This window comes from Streptomyces sp. NPDC002328 (assembly GCF_042890065.1).
Taxonomy (GTDB): Bacteria; Actinomycetota; Actinomycetes; order Streptomycetales; family Streptomycetaceae; genus Streptomyces.
Genome location: NZ_JBIARQ010000012.1, coordinates 217,794 through 232,064, shown reverse-complemented (window position 1 = coordinate 232,064; position 14,271 = coordinate 217,794). Strand labels below are relative to the sequence as shown.

At 71.0% G+C, this 14,271-nt stretch carries 13 protein-coding genes; 8 read left to right on the top strand and 5 right to left on the bottom strand.

Annotated features, from left to right (window positions below):
* Window positions 1-148: 148 nt before the first annotated feature.
* Genes fmdA through ACFYX4_RS27605 form a run of 3 tightly spaced genes read right to left on the bottom strand, consistent with a single transcriptional unit; the run spans window position 149 to window position 2,394 of the window.
* On the bottom strand, window positions 149-1,399 hold the full coding sequence (gene fmdA, locus ACFYX4_RS27615; protein ID WP_389338909.1) for a formamidase: 1,251 nt from the start codon (window positions 1,397-1,399) through the stop codon (window positions 149-151).
* Window positions 1,400-1,423: 24 nt separating this feature from the next.
* The gene (locus ACFYX4_RS27610) at window positions 1,424-2,071 is read right to left on the bottom strand and encodes an AmiS/UreI family transporter (RefSeq protein ID WP_389338906.1); all 648 of its coding nucleotides are present in this window, start codon (window positions 2,069-2,071) and stop codon (window positions 1,424-1,426) included.
* Window positions 2,072-2,115: 44 nt separating this feature from the next.
* A complete protein-coding gene (locus ACFYX4_RS27605) occupies window positions 2,116-2,394 on the bottom strand; it encodes an FmdB family zinc ribbon protein (protein WP_389338903.1) in 279 nt (92 codons plus the stop codon).
* A gap of 177 nt (window positions 2,395-2,571) precedes the next feature.
* Between ACFYX4_RS27605 and ACFYX4_RS27600 the strand changes: the two genes are divergently transcribed.
* The 6 genes from ACFYX4_RS27600 (at window position 2,572) to ACFYX4_RS27575 (ending at window position 8,314) form a co-directional block, all read left to right on the top strand.
* Window positions 2,572-3,732 (top strand): NAD-dependent formate dehydrogenase, encoded by a 1,161-nt coding sequence (locus ACFYX4_RS27600; RefSeq protein ID WP_389338900.1) that lies wholly within the window; start codon window positions 2,572-2,574, stop codon window positions 3,730-3,732.
* A 293-nt stretch (window positions 3,733-4,025) separates the two neighbouring features.
* Window positions 4,026-4,448: a hypothetical protein gene (locus ACFYX4_RS27595; RefSeq protein WP_389339015.1), complete on the top strand. Its 423-nt coding sequence runs from the start codon at window positions 4,026-4,028 to the stop codon at window positions 4,446-4,448.
* A 172-nt stretch (window positions 4,449-4,620) separates the two neighbouring features.
* Complete coding sequence (locus ACFYX4_RS27590) at window positions 4,621-4,986, top strand: STAS domain-containing protein (RefSeq protein ID WP_389338897.1); 366 nt, start codon at window positions 4,621-4,623, stop codon at window positions 4,984-4,986.
* A gap of 154 nt (window positions 4,987-5,140) precedes the next feature.
* Complete coding sequence (locus tag ACFYX4_RS27585; protein WP_389339013.1) at window positions 5,141-5,476, top strand: STAS domain-containing protein; 336 nt, start codon at window positions 5,141-5,143, stop codon at window positions 5,474-5,476.
* Complete coding sequence (locus ACFYX4_RS27580; protein WP_389338894.1) at window positions 5,473-6,402, top strand: anti-sigma factor RsbA family regulatory protein; 930 nt, start codon at window positions 5,473-5,475, stop codon at window positions 6,400-6,402. Before ACFYX4_RS27585 ends, ACFYX4_RS27580 begins: the two co-directional genes overlap by 4 nt.
* Before the next feature lie 244 nt (window positions 6,403-6,646).
* On the top strand, window positions 6,647-8,314 hold the full coding sequence (locus tag ACFYX4_RS27575) for an alkaline phosphatase D family protein (protein WP_389338891.1): 1,668 nt from the start codon (window positions 6,647-6,649) through the stop codon (window positions 8,312-8,314).
* A gap of 20 nt (window positions 8,315-8,334) precedes the next feature.
* On the opposite strand, the gene ACFYX4_RS27570 is transcribed toward ACFYX4_RS27575, so the two are convergent.
* Together ACFYX4_RS27570 and ACFYX4_RS27565 are read right to left on the bottom strand one after the other, a co-directional pair.
* Window positions 8,335-9,834 (bottom strand): cellulose binding domain-containing protein, encoded by a 1,500-nt coding sequence (locus ACFYX4_RS27570; RefSeq protein WP_389338888.1) that lies wholly within the window; start codon window positions 9,832-9,834, stop codon window positions 8,335-8,337.
* A 213-nt stretch (window positions 9,835-10,047) separates the two neighbouring features.
* Window positions 10,048-11,391, bottom strand: coding sequence for a radical SAM protein (locus tag ACFYX4_RS27565; protein ID WP_389338885.1), 1,344 nt, complete (start codon window positions 11,389-11,391; stop codon window positions 10,048-10,050).
* Window positions 11,392-11,524: 133 nt separating this feature from the next.
* On the opposite strand from ACFYX4_RS27565, the gene ACFYX4_RS27560 reads away from it, so the two are divergent.
* Both ACFYX4_RS27560 and ACFYX4_RS27555 read left to right on the top strand, forming a co-directional pair.
* Window positions 11,525-12,769, top strand: coding sequence for an FAD-binding protein (locus ACFYX4_RS27560; protein WP_389338882.1), 1,245 nt, complete (start codon window positions 11,525-11,527; stop codon window positions 12,767-12,769).
* 230 nt (window positions 12,770-12,999) lie between these two features.
* Window positions 13,000-14,232, top strand: a complete 1,233-nt coding sequence (locus ACFYX4_RS27555; RefSeq protein ID WP_389338879.1) for an ROK family protein — start codon at window positions 13,000-13,002, stop codon at window positions 14,230-14,232.
* Window positions 14,233-14,271: the final 39 nt, after the last annotated feature.

The following is a 14,271-nucleotide window of genomic DNA, read 5'->3' as shown; positions in this document are numbered from 1 at the left end:
CTCCTGCTCGCTCGACGAACCGACACCGTTCCCCGGCGACGGAACACGACCGTGCCCGGGAACGAGGAAACCGTAGCCCCGTCCCTGGGCACGTCGCCAGCGATTAACCGTCGGGGTCCCTCCGTACGGCGCCCGCGGCCGGGTCCGGTCAGGCGGTGGCCACCGCGCACCGCCCTCGGTCGGCCTTCACCGGTCCGGCGGCGCTGGGGCGGACCTCGAAGTCGAACATGGCGGTGGGTACGTACAGCGAGCAGCAGGCGTTGGGGATGTCGACGATGCCGCTGATACGTCCCTCTATGGGGGAGGAGCCGAGCAGCAGGTAGGCCTGCTCTCCGCTGTAGCCGAACTTCTTGAAGTACTCGACGGCGTTGAGGCAGGCCCGGCGGTAGGCCAGTGTCGCGTCGAGGTAGTAGTTCGTGTCCGTGTCGTGGTCGACGGAGATCCCGATGAAGGTGAGGAACTCCGTGTACCTCGGCTCCACGTTGCCCGGTATGAACACGGGGTTGGTGGAGACGCCGTACGTCTCCATGCCGCCCTTGATCAGGTCGACGTGGAAGTCGATGAAGCCCCCCATCTCGATGGCGCCGCAGAAGGTGATCTCTCCGTCGCCCTGGCTGAAGTGCAGGTCCCCTCCGGAGAGCTTGGCGTCCTTGACGTGTACGGGGTAGAAGACCCGCGAACCACGCGTGAAGTTCTTGATGTCGTGGTTGCCTCCGTTCTCGCGCGCGGGCACCGTGCGCGCGCCTTCCGCGGCGATGCGCGTGGCGAGGTCTCCGGTGGCCGTGCCCGCGAGTGCGTTGGTGCTGTCCGGCGGTACCGCCAGTGGCGGGACCCGGTTCGGGTCGGTGTCGATCAGCGCCTGCTCTCGGGCGTTCCAGCGGGCGAGCATCTCGGCGGAGGGGGCGGTTCCGAACAGCCCGGGGTGGGTGATGCCGGTGAAGCTGATCCCGGGAAGGTGGCGGGAGGCCGCCCGCTGTCCGTGGAAGTCCCATATCGCCTTGTAGGCGTCCGGGAAGTAGTCGGTGAGGAAACCGCCGCCGTTGGCCTTGGCGAAGATACCGGTGTAGCCCCAGCCCTGGCCCGCCGCGTCCCCGGTCTGCTGCGGCACGGGGCCGAGGTCGAGTATGTCGACGACGAGCAGATCGCCGGGTTCGGCGCCCTCCACGCCTATCGGACCGCTCAGCATGTGAGGAATGGTCAGATCGATGTCGCGCACGTCGTCGGCGGTGTCGTTGTCGCCGATCTGGCAGTCGGTCCAGTCACGGCATTCCATGCGGAACTCCGCTCCCGGCTTCACCATCGCGACGGTGGGGACGTCCGGGTGCCACCTGTTGTGTCCGGGCACGTCCTGCTCACGCATCGACTTACCGTGGTCCACCTTGAAGATGATTTCTGGCATGACAGCTCCTGGTTTCTTGTCCCGTCACGAGTGCGCGCTCACGCTTCCGGCCGCCTGGGCGGCTGAAGCGGCGGGGGCGGGTTGCCGCGAATTCCGGGTGAGCGGCCACAGCGCGCCGAACACCACCACGCCGAACACCGCCAGTGCGATGGCGGTTTCGGTGGGGCTCACCCAGTAGCCGGAGAGCAGCAGTGCCGCGGGAATCGCGCCGGTGACCCAGCCCTGGATCGCTGTGACCCAGCCTGTATAGATTCTGAGGCTGTCCATCTTGAGACCGAGCAACAGGAAGAACAGGAACCACAGGAGTGCCCAGTAGAGCCAGATGACCCCGAACGGGTAGTCCTTGAAGAGCCGGAAATTGACGAACGAGTACCCCAGGGCCGCAACCGCGACGAACAGCGAGTAATAGCCGACGCCGGTGGTGTCGAGACCGGCGAGGAGGCCGATTCCTACATAGAGGTAGGTGAAGCCGAACAGATAGATGCCAGATACCGCCAGGATCTCTCTGGAATCGCCGGCGGCGGCGAAGATGAGATAAGTCGGCGTCAGCACCTGGAGTGCGCCCACGAAAAGGTTGAACACCGCTGCCGCCTTGGCGTCGACCTTCCCGAGCAACAGCATTCCGTTGATGAAGAGCACTGCGCCGACGAACAGCAGTCCCACGTTTCCCACGGGGACGCACCTCCTCTGTCCGCGTGGACGCCCCGTGGTCGCCCTCAGGGACGTGGCAACCGCGAGAGCGCGGGGTGCGGGCGCCGTGGCGCCCTTGTGCGTGACGGCACTTCGGAGACGACTGCCGGGGCCTCACGTGCCTGCTCCTCCTGGTCATGGAGGGCGGCGACCGCGTGCGAGGTCAGCGTGAGGCCGGGTGAGGAGTACACGCGCCTCGCGGCGCCCGCGCACACAGGGCAGCCGTAAGCAGTGGGCGCGGTCCCGATCGCCAATTTCACGTCGAAGGGCCCACATCGGCCGCATAGATATTCATAGGTTGCCATCAGCAGCCTCCGCATGACGGTGGAAGCCGGCAGACCCGCGTGCGGTGCGCCGGCGAACAGCGCACACCACAGCGCATTTCCTACCTTCAAGGAGACGTCCGGTGAATCCCCGTGTCAAGTACGGACGGATTGCAGCGCCGACACCCGCACGACTAGGATTCAAGGTGGAGGACGGCCATGGCGAAAATTCTTGCGGTGCTCTATCCGGATCCCGTGGGCGGTTATCCTCCCGACTACGCCCGCGACGAGATTCCCACCATCACCGGCTATCCGGGCGGTCAGACCGCGCCGACCCCGCAGGCCATCGATTTCACCCCGGGGCACCTCCTCGGCTGCGTCTCCGGAGAGCTGGGACTGCGCCGGTTCCTGGAGGACCGGGGCCACACGTTCGTCGTCACCAGCGACAAGGAAGGGGCGGATTCCGCCCTGGACCGCGAGCTTCCCGACACCGACGTGGTCATCTCGCAGCCGTTCTGGCCCGCCTATCTGACCTCCGAGCGCATCGCCGCGGCCGGCCGGCTCAGACTCGCGATCACCGCCGGGATCGGTTCGGACCACGTCGACCTGCCGAGCGCCATCTCCCATGGCATGACCGTGGCCGAGGTGACCTTCAGCAACAGCATCGGCGTGTCGGAGCACGCGGTGATGCAGATCCTCACCCTGGTGCACAACTACATGCAGGCTCACGAGTGGGTGACCGCCAAGAAGGGCTGGAACATCGCCGACAGCGTCTCGCGCGCCTACGACCTCGAAGGCATGGACGTCGGCGTCCTCGGCTCCGGCCGTATCGGCCAGGCGGTGCTGCGCCGTCTCAAGCCCTTCGACGTCACGCTGCACTACTGCGACGTGCACCGGCTGCCTGGGGAGGTCGAGGAGGATCTGGAGCTGACCTGGCATCCCGACGCCCGTTCGCTGGCGTCCTCCGTCGATGTGCTGTCGATCCACACTCCGCTGCATCCACAGACGAGGAACCTCTTCGACGACGAGCTGATCGGGGCCATGAGGCGCGGTTCGTACATCGTCAACACCGCACGGGCGCTCATCGTCGACCGGGACGCCGTGGTGCGGGCCCTCGACAGCGGCCGACTGGCCGGTTACGCCGGTGACGTCTGGTACCCGCAGCCGCCACCGCCCGACCATCCCTGGCGCACCATGCCGTACGAGGCGATGACGCCGCACGTGTCCGGGTCGACCCTCTCCGCGCAGGCACGCTACGCGGCCGGTACGCGGGAGATCCTGGAGTGCTGGCTCGACGGGCGCCCCATCCGCCCGGAGTACCTGATCGTCGAAGGCGGTGGGCTGGCCGGGACAGGAGCGAGCTCCTACACGGTCGCCTGATGACCGACACGGGCGGAAACGACAAGTCGAACATGACATCGGGCGGACATGACATCCGGCGGATACGGCGTCCGGTGGATATGGCGTCCGGCGGACAGGCGATCACCTGAAGATTCCACAGAAGATCCACCACCCCGGCTGTGAGCCGATTCACGCACAATTCACTGGACGGACGCGGGTGAAACCTTTAGCGTCCGCAAATAGATTGTTTTCTCATTGTGCGGATATACCGGCGCCGCGCGTAATCTCCCGCAAGAAGACCAGGCGTACGCCGGAAAGGTGGATCAGTGAGCATGGATGCGGTGTGGGTCCGGGGCGTGACCGGCATTCAGATGCACCACGTGACCGACCTTCAGGATGCCGGCAGGTTTCTGGGCAACGCGGCGATGGCGCTGCGGGCCGCGCACGTGAGGACCGGCGCCGACCGGTACTCCGGCATCGCCGCCGAGCTCAGGGCTCTGGTGGAGCGAGTGCGCGAGTTGGAGGAGGAGGCACGGTCGAGCATGCACGATCTGCACTCCACCGACCCCGATCGGTTCGTCCGCTGCCGGGACGGCCACGAGCCGTGGCCCGGCGAGATCGTGGCGGGCTTCATCCCGCGCCACACGTGCAAGGACGAGTGCCTCTACCACGACCGCGAGGTCCTCGACGCCATCACGCAGTGCACCTGCGGACGGCCGCCGTGCCAGGCCTGCGAGATCGGCGGGCCGCTCTGACGCGTCTGCTCCCGGCCGGCCGCTGAGCGGACGTCAGCCCGGGGCGGAGGGTGATCGGGCGCCATCGATTCAGTGGCCGCTCGACACCCCGGGCGGCGTTCCCGCCGTAAGATCTCTCGGCAGCACACCTGTGGGCCGTGGGCGGCCCCGATCGACGCCTTGGGGGGAACGCGTGGCAGACACCCAGGGACCGGACGCTCCGCAGCGGCTGTCCGTGGCCCGTAGCACCGTGGACGGCGTCGACGTCGTCAGCCCGCGCGGTGAGATCGACCACGACACCGGCGGCCCTTTCCGGCAGGCCCTGGAGGCCGTCGACGGCGGGAACGGCGGGCGGATCGTCGTGGATCTGAGCGAGGTGACCTTCATGGACTCCACCGGGGTCAACGTCCTGGTCACCGCCCATCAGACGGCCGAGGCCGGCGACGGCTGGCTGCGGCTGGCGGTGCGCCAGGGGCCGGTGCTGCGGGTGCTCCAGCTCGTCGGCCTGGACGGCGTCATCGCCTGCTACCCCTCCGTCGAGGAGGCCTTGGCCGGCTGAGAGGGCGGGTCCCCGGCGAGGGAAACCGTCGAACGGACGACCGGGCGCGGTAGGCTGCCTGGCCGGAAGGCCATCACTCGTCCGTGCCATGACCACCCGATCGGGTGGTCATGGCGGACTGCTGAGGAGAGCGAGTGTGGATGCCGCACACGACATGGGGGTACCCGCACCGGTGCACGGCGGGGCCGTGCTGGAGGTGAGCCCGTTGTCCGGTCGTCCCGGGATATGCGTCAGCGGCGAGATCGGCGTCGCCACCCGTCCGTCCTGGGAGGGCGCCCTGGCCGAGCTGGCCCGGCGGCACACGGACGTGTCCTACGTGGAGCTGTCGGGGGTGGGCTTCGTCGACGTGGCCGGGGTGTCCGCGCTCGCTCGTACCGCGATGAGTCTGCCGGGCGGGCGGGTCGTGATCGAGCGTCCGCCTCCGCAGCTGCCGCGGGTGCTGGACATGTTCTGGCCGAATCTGCGCGGGATCGAGGTGGCACCGCGATGACCTCGGTGGCCGTGGACGAGATGTTCGCGCACCCCGCGCTGTTCTACCGCACCGAACAGGAGTACGCGGAGCGGACGGTGTCCTTCGTACGGGAGGGCCTGAGCGCCGGCGAGCCCGTCGCCGTGGCGGTGCCGGGGCCCAACCTGGGGCTGATCCGGGGCGGACTGGGCGCGGACGCCCGGGACGTGCTGTTCCTGGACATGACCGAGGCCGGCCGCAATCCCGGACGCATCATCCCGCGCGTGCTCAAGGGCTTCGCCGACGCCCATCCGCAGGAGCGGGTGCGGATCATCGGCGAGCCGATCTGGGCCGGGCGCAGCGCGGTGGAGTACCCGGCGTGCGCCCAGCACGAGGCGTTGATCAACGCGGCCTTCTTGGGCCGTCCCGTGACGATCCTCTGCCCGTACGACGAGGTCCGGCTGGACGCGAACGTGCTGGCCGACGCGCGTATCACCCATCCGACGGTGATCGCCGGAGGCCGGGAGGACGTCAGCGGGGCCTACGACTGGCGGGCCGTCGTCGACCGCTACAACGAGGCGCTGGTCCCGGCCGCGGACGCCGCGTCCTTCTCCTACGGCGCGCAGGAACTCCCGGACGTCCGCCACTTCGCCGTCGAGGAGGCCGCCCGGCTGGGCCTGGCCGGGCAGCGGCTCCAGGACGCGGAGCTGGCGGTCGCGGAGCTGACGACGAACAGCGTCGTGCACGGCGGCGGGACGGGCATCCTGCGGATCTGGGCGGAGGCGGGTCAGGTCGTCTGCGAGGTCCGCGACCGGGGCAGGCTGATCGACCCGCTGGCCGGCCGCAGGCCCCCGAAGCGCGGGCAGATCGGCGGCAGAGGCCTGATGCTGGTGCACTATGTGGCGGACCTGGTGCGCGTGCACACCTCGGACGAGGGCATGGCCGTCCGCTTCTATCTGGATCTCTGAGGTCCCGGTTCCGTCCCGGTCTGCGAAGTCCCGGCGGGCGGGCGCGCGTCCGCCCGCCCGCCCGAAGCGGTGCGCCGTGCGCGGCGCGCACCGCAAGCGGCTTGTGACCGTGTGCTTCTGACGGTACGTCACGCCTACCGGGAATTACCCACTTCATGTGCTTAGCATCGTCCTGCCTGCCGTCCGCAGGCTCCGGCCCCTGGCGGCCGCAGACGCCCCTGAGCCCACCGGGAGCCCGAGCCCCTTGCGTCAGACAGGCCGTCACCGACCGCTGCCCGCACCGCCCTTCGCCGCACACGACCCCGAACTGCGCGCCGCCGCACGACACTTCGCCAGCCGCCGTCGCTTCCTCACCCTGGGCGCCGCCGCGACGGCGCTGGCGTTCGCCACGCAGGTGCCCGCCACCGGCGTGGCGGCGGCCCGGGAACTCGACGCGGCGCGCATCACCGAGGACCCCTTCACCCTCGGCGTCGCCTCCGGCGACCCGCTCCCCGACTCCGTCGTCCTGTGGACGCGTCTGGCGCCCGTCCCGTACGAGCCGGGCGGGGGTCTGGCCGGGCAGTCCGTGGCCGTCGAGTGGGAGGTGGCCGAGGACGAGCGGTTCGCCTCGGTCGTGCGCACCGGCGCCGCCACGGCGTGGCCCGAGTACAACCACACCCTGCACGTCGACATCGCCGGGCTCCAGCCCGGCCGCACGTACTACTACCGGTTCAGGACGGGCTCCTGGATCAGTGAGACGGGCCGCACCCGCACCGCGCCCGCACCGGGTTCCGCCGTGACCGGGCTGGCCCTGGCCGCGGTGTCCTGCCAGGCGTACCACGACGGCTACTACACGGCGCACCGCCATGTCGCCGAGGACGACGTGGACCTGGTCTTCCATCTCGGGGACTACCTGTACGAGTACGCGGTGGACTCCGTCGGCGGGGCCCGCCGGTACACGGACCGGGTGCTGCCCGAGGTGTTCAACCGGGAGACGATCACCCTGGCCGAGTACCGGCTGCGGTACGCCCTCTACAAGAGCGACCCCGATCTGCGGGCCGCCCACGCGGCCCACCCCTTCGTGGTCGCCTGGGACGACCACGAGACCGAGAACAACTACGCGGGCGCGATCGACGAGAACGGCAGCCCGCCGGAGGACTTCCTGCTGCGCCGTGCCGCCGCCTACCGCGCGTACTGGGAGCACCAGCCGCTGCGCGCCGCCCAGTTGCCCAGCGGGCCCGACATGCGGATGTACCGGCGGCTGCACTGGGGCGCGCTCGCCCAGTTCGACGTGCTCGACACCCGGCAGTACCGCTCGGACCAGGCCTACGGCGACGGCAAGCAGGTTCCCGGCCCCGAGTCGGACGATCCGGCGCGCACCATGACCGGCGCGGCGCAGGAGCGGTGGCTGCTGGACGGCTGGCGGGCCTCGGACGCCCTGTGGAACGTGATGCCGCAGCAGGTGTGCTTCTCCCAGCGCAAGCTGGACCTGAACGCGCAGGCGCTGATGTCGATGGACGCCTGGGACGGCTACCGGGCCTCCCGGCGGCGGGTCCTGGACGGGGCGCAGGCGGCCGGTGTGGAGAACCTGATCGTCCTCACGGGTGACGTGCACGTCGGCTACGCCTTCGACATCAAGGACGACTTCGACGATCCGGGGTCGAGGAACCTGGGCGCCGAGATCGTCGCCACGTCGATCGCGAGCGGCCGGGACGGCGCGCAGAGGCCCGCGAACTGGCAGACGTATCTGACGGCCAACCCTCATCTCCGGTTCTACGACGGGCGGCGCGGCTATGTCCGGGTGGAGCTGGGCCGGGAGGCGGCGCGCGCCGACTTCAAGACCGTCCCGGCGGTGACGACGCCCGGCGCGCCGCTCTCGACGGCGGCGTCCTTCGTGACGGAGGCGGGCAGTCCGGGGCTCGTGCCCGTGTGAGGGCACGAGCGCCGGGGGGGTCAGGAGGCGGTGCAGCTCCCGCCGTTCAGGGTGAAGTCGCGCGGGGGCGCGTTCTTGGCCTGCCAGGAGCCCAGGAAGCCGAACGTGAGGCTGCCGCCGGCCGCGACCTTCTTGTTGTAGTCGGCGGAGGCCACGGTGAGGCGGGAGCCGTTCTGCGAGAAGCTCGCGTCCCACATCTGGTCGACCTTCTGGCCGTCGGGGAAGGTCCAGCCGACGCTCCAGGAGTCGACGGCGTCGACGGTGGTGACGGTGACGGTGGCCTGGAAACCGTCGGGCCACTGATTGACCAGCTCGTAGCGGACCTCGCAGGCCGCCGCCCCGGGGCTCTCGCCGGCGCCGGGGCCCGCGGTGGCGGAGCTGGTGCCCTGGGGTTCGGGGTCGGGCTTCTCCGTCGCGCTGGGCGAGCCGCTGCCGGAGGGCTTCGGCGAGCCGGAGCCGGACGCGGAGGAGCCGGCCGTGGGCGGGTTCGACGAGGAGGCGGGCAGGTCGGTCGGCAGGGCGGGGATGCCGGGGCCGGCCACCGGGGTGCCGTCGGCCGGGCCGTGCGCGGAGTCGTCGCTGCCGCCGAACGGCATCAGCGACACGGCGAGCGCCAGCCCCGAGACGAGGACGGCGGCCACGAGGAGCCCGTTGCGCAGTGCGCGCGCCCGGCCCGCGGCGGCGTCCAACGGCTCGCCGTCCGCGTCGACGGCGGGCGGGCGGCCTGCGCCCATCCGCACCTCGGCGGCGCGGCGGCGGCGCTCCAGGTAGGCGAGGCCGCCCCAGCCGATGACCCCGCCGGCGAGGGCGGCGGGCAGGCCGCCGCCGTGCAGTCGCAGACAGGCGGCGGCCTCCGCGCACTCCACGCAGGTGGCGAGGTGCCGGGAGAGGTCGTCGGGGGTGTCGGCGGCGGGCGAGCGGGTGACGGCGTCCAGGAGCCGGACGTAGCTGCGGCACTCCGCGTCCATCGGCACGTCGAGGTGGTTGCGGTGGCAGCGGTCCCGGAACAGGCCGCGGACCTGGTTGAGCTCCTCCATCGCGGCCATCGGGTCCAGGCCCTGACGACGGGCCACGGCGCGCAGCGGCAGCGCCTCGACCTCCGCCAGCCACAGCAGGGCCGCGTCGGCCTCCTGCATGTCGCGCAGCCCGCGCAGGGCGACGGGGCGCAGCAGAGGCGGTCCGACGTAGCGGGCGGCCTTGTCGGAGTTCAGCCACAGGCGCAGGTCGGGGTCGAGTTTATGGCCCTGTCCCTCGGCTTCCCAGGCGGCGGCCGTCGTGCGTACGGCGGTCAGCAGCAGCGGGATCCGGGGCAGCCGGGAGGAGCGGCGGCCGGCGGAGTGCCGGGGGTCGTCCTCGGCGGCGCGGGCCTCGCGTATGCCGAGCGCGAACGCCTCGCGGGCCAGTTGGTTGGCCGCGGTCGACCCGGACGTGCACAGGTCGGCGTAGGACAGGACGGCGTCCCAGCACTCCGAGAAGAGCGCGGCCTCGGCGGCGTCCCTCGGGGTCGGCAGGTCGGGCATGAGTCTCCTGCATCCACAAGCGAGGTCAACTCACCATGACGGCAATGGAGTTGGGGGGAACCTCGCGGCAGGGGCAGAGCTTTTCACGTCACCTGCACAACTGACAAGCGCCCTGTTCAGATGTCAGCACAGGGCGGGCATGCCCGCGGTTCCGGTTTCCCGTACCCCCTTGTACGGACGCGGGCCGCCCTGCGACTCAAAGCCGTGCCGAATTCACCGAACGGCTTTCCCCGGCTCCTCGGCGACCGGGGCGCCGTGCTCGGGCAGGCTGTCCATGAAGGAGCTGACGGAGAACACCGCGCGGCCGGGTCCGGGCGGGCCGTAGCCGGGGGGCGAGGAGAGCCCGAACTCGTCCATCGTGGCCCGGTAGGCCTCCAGCAGCCGGATGTGGTACTCCAGCGGCGCGCCCTGCGGGTTGGCCTTGCCGAGCGGGGTGGTCGGCTCGGGGCACCAGGTGGTGAAGCGGGGCGTGATCCCTTGCGACATGAAGAAGCGCAGGCCCTCGGTGGTCGACGCGATCGCCTCGTCGACGGTGGTGAAGCCGAACGGCTCGGCCATCTCCACGCCCGCCACGAAGTTGGGGATGACGTTGCGCGCGCCGAAGACCTCCGCCGAGTCGAGGATCCGCTTGTGCCACTCGTCGCGGCCGACGTAGCGCTCCTTGCCCGGGCAGTACAGCTCGAACAGCCGGCGGTCCCACACCTCGTAGTTGGGGTGGTAGATCTGCACCCCGTAGTCCTTGAAGCGCTGCACGTCGTCGCGGGGCAGCGCCTGGGCGACGACCTTGCCGATCCAGCGGCCCGGGAAGTGCTCCTCGATCGCCTTGGCGTACCGGCCGTAGAAGTCGGCTTCGTCCCGGCCGCCGACCGTCTTGGTGATGGCGCCGCCGGTGAGGGTGTAGGCGGTGGACGCCTTGGCGGTGTCGTACCGGTCGATGATCTCCAGCGCCTCCAGGACCTCGTCCACGTCCTTGACGCCCGTGTACGGCCGGCCGGCCGCCTTGTGCTGGCGCCAGTTGTGGTTGATGTCGCAGTACTGGCACTCCTCCTTCGCGCCGAAGTACTGGCAGACCCGGAAGACGGTCAGGTAGATGAGGTAGCCCCACTGGATCGTCGGGGCCACCTCCATCACGGACTTCCCGTTGGACAGGGTGTGCCGGTAGTACTCCGGCATCGGCGGCACCCCGACGTCGGCGATGCGGCTGCCGTCGAGGTACAGGCCGAGCAGCCCCTCCTCGTCGGCGGCGACCCGGTAGGGCGACGACGGGTTCACCCGCACGGAGACCACCGTGCGCCGCAGGTCGTAGGGGCCGCCGGTGAGGATGATCTCCTCCGGCGGACGCCTGAGCGCGGCCTCGCCCAGCTCGGGCAGGGTGCCGTGGTCGAAGGAGAAGATGAAGTACGACTTCGGCTTCACCTCGCCCGACTCGTTGTCGCTGAGCGCGGAGGGGTCGAAGGCCACTCCCCCGCGCAGCAGGTCCTCCTTGAAGACGGCCTCCCGCGGAACATGCGGAAACCGCTCCATCAGATCCTCGACCAGCGCGGTACGGCTGCCCATCGTCTCTCCTCCCGGCTCAGGCGTACGACTCCTCACGGTATGCCCCCGGCGGCGCGGGGGTGGGGGCGGGGGGGCCTCGTGTCAGCCGGCAGGGTAGGTTTCACCAGGGAAACCCCCTCGGAAAGGCGACCGCATGACCGAGACCGTGACCAACTGGGCGGGCAACATCGCCTTCGTCGCCGGGGAGGTGCGCCGGCCCCGTTCCGTGGGGGCCGTGCGGTCGTTGGTCGCCGGGAGCTCGCGGGTGCGGGTGCTGGGCAGCGGGCACTCCTTCAACCGGATCGCCGAGCCGGGCGCGGACGGGGTGTTGCTGTCGCTGGGCGAGCTGCCTGTCGAGATCGACGTGGACACGAGCGCCCGGACGGTGCGGGTCGGGGGCGGGGTGCGCTACGCCGAGTTGGCGCGGCGGGTGCACGCGCACGGGCTCGCGCTGCCCAACATGGCCTCGCTGCCGCACATCTCCGTGGCCGGTTCGGTCGCCACCGGCACGCACGGGTCGGGGGTGCGCAACGGATCGCTCGCCGCCGCCGTGCGCGAGGTGGAGATCGTCACCGCGGACGGGTCGCTCGTCGTCGTCGGGCGCGGGGAGGAGCGGTTCGGCGGGGCCGTCACCTCGCTGGGCGCGCTCGGCGTCGTCACCGCGCTCACCCTCGACCTGGAGCCGGCCTTCGAGGTCGAGCAACATCTGTTCACCGAACTGCCGCTGGAGGGGCTGGACTTCGAGGCGGTCGCGGGGGCCGCCTACAGCGTGAGCCTGTTCACCGACTGGCGCTCGCCCGGCTTCCGGCAGGTATGGCTGAAACGGCGCACGGACCAGCCGATGGTGGCGTTCCCCTGGGCCGCGCCGGCGACGCGGGCGCTGCACCCGGTGCCGGGGATGCCGGCGGTCAACTGCACCGAGCAGTTCGGGGCGCCGGGCCCCTGGCACGAGCGACTGCCGCACTTCCGGGCGGAGTTCACGCCGAGCAGCGGCAACGAGTTGCAGAGCGAGTACCTGCTGCCCCGCGAGGACGCGCTCGGCGTCCTGCGCGCCGTCGACGCGATCCGCGGGACGGTCGCCCCCGTGCTCCAGACCTGCGAGGTGCGCACCGTCGCCGCCGACGAGCAGTGGCTGAGCCCGGCGTACGGCCGCGACTCGGTCGCCGTGCACTTCACCTGGACCGACGACGCCGAGGCCGTGCTGCCCGCGGTCCGCGCGCTGGAGGCGGCACTGGAGCCGTTCTCGCCGCGACCGCACTGGGGGAAGGTCTTCGCGACGCCGCCCGCCGAGGTGGGCGGCGGGTACCCGCGGCTCGGCGACTTCGCGCGGCTCGTGCGGGAGCTGGACCCGGCCGGCACGTTCACCAACGCCTTCGTCCGGGACGTCCTCACCGGCTGACACCGGCCACACCCTCGGCGGACTTTGTACACCCCCTTTCCTAACCCCTTGTCGAACTCTCCGCCACGCCATAGCCTGACGCCGCGCCGGTGCCGTCGCGACGCCGGTCCCGCACGGAGGTCCCGTGCTCACGTCCCGCACGGAAGTCCCGTGCTCACGTCCCGCACGGAAGTCCCGTGCTCACGTCCCGCACTCGAGTCCCGCACGGAAGGGATGGAGGGCCCCAGCCGGTGAAGCGCACGTCACGTGACATCCGTACCGCGAACCGCTACGAGGTACTGCGCCAGATCATCGCCCGTTCCCCCACCTCCCGGCAGGAGCTGGCCGCCGCCACCGGCCTGAGCCTCGCCACCGTCGCCACCCTCGTCGGCGAACTGCTCGACCTGCGCATGATCACGGAGGTCGGGTTCGAGGACTCCGCGGGCGGTCGCCCCCGGGGCCTCGTCGCCGTCAACGCGTCGGGGGGCGCGTTGATCGGCGTGGACATCGCGGAGACGTACGTCCATGTCGAGCTGTTCGACCTGGCGCTGAACGTGCTGGCCCGCGCCGAGGAGGACATGCGCCCCGGCGAGAGCCGGCCGGAGCAGGTCGTCGGCCATGTCGCCGCGGCGGCCGGCTCGGTGGTCGCCCAGGCCGGGGTCGAGGCGGCCCGCGTCCTCGGCGTCGGCGTGAGCGTGCCGGGACAGGTCGACCGGGCCACCGGCATCTCCGAGTACGCCCCCAACTGGGACTGGCACGACGTGCCGCTGCTCGACCTGCTCTCCGAGCACATCGCCTACCCGCTCTACCTGGACAATCCGCTGCGCGCCTGCGCGGTGGCGGAACTGTGGTTCGGGGCGGCGCGCGGGCACGGGGACGCCGTCGTCGTCAACCTGGGCACCGGGGTCGGCGCCGGGCTCGTCCTGGGCGGCGGACTGCACCGCGGGGTCAGCAACAGCGCCGGCGAGTGGGGGCACACCACGCTCGTGCTCGACGGACGGCTGTGCCACTGCGGCAACCACGGCTGCGTGGAGACGTACGTCGGCGCGCCCGGCATCATGCAGAACCTGCGTGAACTCAGCCCCGACAGCGCCCTGTTGCACCCCGAGGACCAGACGGCGACCATCGCCGCCCTGGCCCGCGCGGTCGCCGCGCACGACCCGGTGGCCGTCAAGGTGGTCCGCGACACCGCCCGTTACCTGGCGGCGGGCATCGCCGACCTGGTCAACCTGCTCAACCCCGAAGTCGTCGTGCTGAGCAGCTGGGTCGCGGTGCGCCTCGGCGAACCGCTCCTGCACGAGGTCCGTGAGGCCGTCTCCCGGCACGCGCTGCGCCGGCCGCTGGCCTCGACCGAGATCGTCCTCTCCCCGATCCCCACCGACCCGGTCTGCCTCGGCGCGGCCACCTTCGCCCTCGAAGGGGCTCTCCAGGCCGTCGGCCAGCGCAGACGGCACCCCACCAGACCTGATTCCGCCGTGAGTTAGCACCCCCCGCGTCCGGTATCCCGAACGTCGCACAACGCT

Bases quoted from the DNA above. Each gene is read 5' to 3' on its own strand.
- fmdA (WP_389338909.1), bottom strand. From the start codon at position 1,399: ATGCCAGAAATCATCTTCAAGGTGGACCACGGTAAGTCGATGCGTGAG.
- ACFYX4_RS27605 (WP_389338903.1), bottom strand. From the start codon at position 2,394: ATGGCAACCTATGAATATCTATGCGGCCGATGTGGGCCCTTCGACGTG.
- ACFYX4_RS27600 (WP_389338900.1), top strand. From the start codon at position 2,572: ATGGCGAAAATTCTTGCGGTGCTCTATCCGGATCCCGTGGGCGGTTAT.
- ACFYX4_RS27595 (WP_389339015.1), top strand. From the start codon at position 4,026: ATGGATGCGGTGTGGGTCCGGGGCGTGACCGGCATTCAGATGCACCAC.
- ACFYX4_RS27585 (WP_389339013.1), top strand. From the start codon at position 5,141: ATGGGGGTACCCGCACCGGTGCACGGCGGGGCCGTGCTGGAGGTGAGC.
- ACFYX4_RS27580 (WP_389338894.1), top strand. From the start codon at position 5,473: ATGACCTCGGTGGCCGTGGACGAGATGTTCGCGCACCCCGCGCTGTTC.
- ACFYX4_RS27570 (WP_389338888.1), bottom strand. From the start codon at position 9,834: ATGCCCGACCTGCCGACCCCGAGGGACGCCGCCGAGGCCGCGCTCTTC.
- ACFYX4_RS27565 (WP_389338885.1), bottom strand. From the start codon at position 11,391: ATGGGCAGCCGTACCGCGCTGGTCGAGGATCTGATGGAGCGGTTTCCG.
- ACFYX4_RS27560 (WP_389338882.1), top strand. From the start codon at position 11,525: ATGACCGAGACCGTGACCAACTGGGCGGGCAACATCGCCTTCGTCGCC.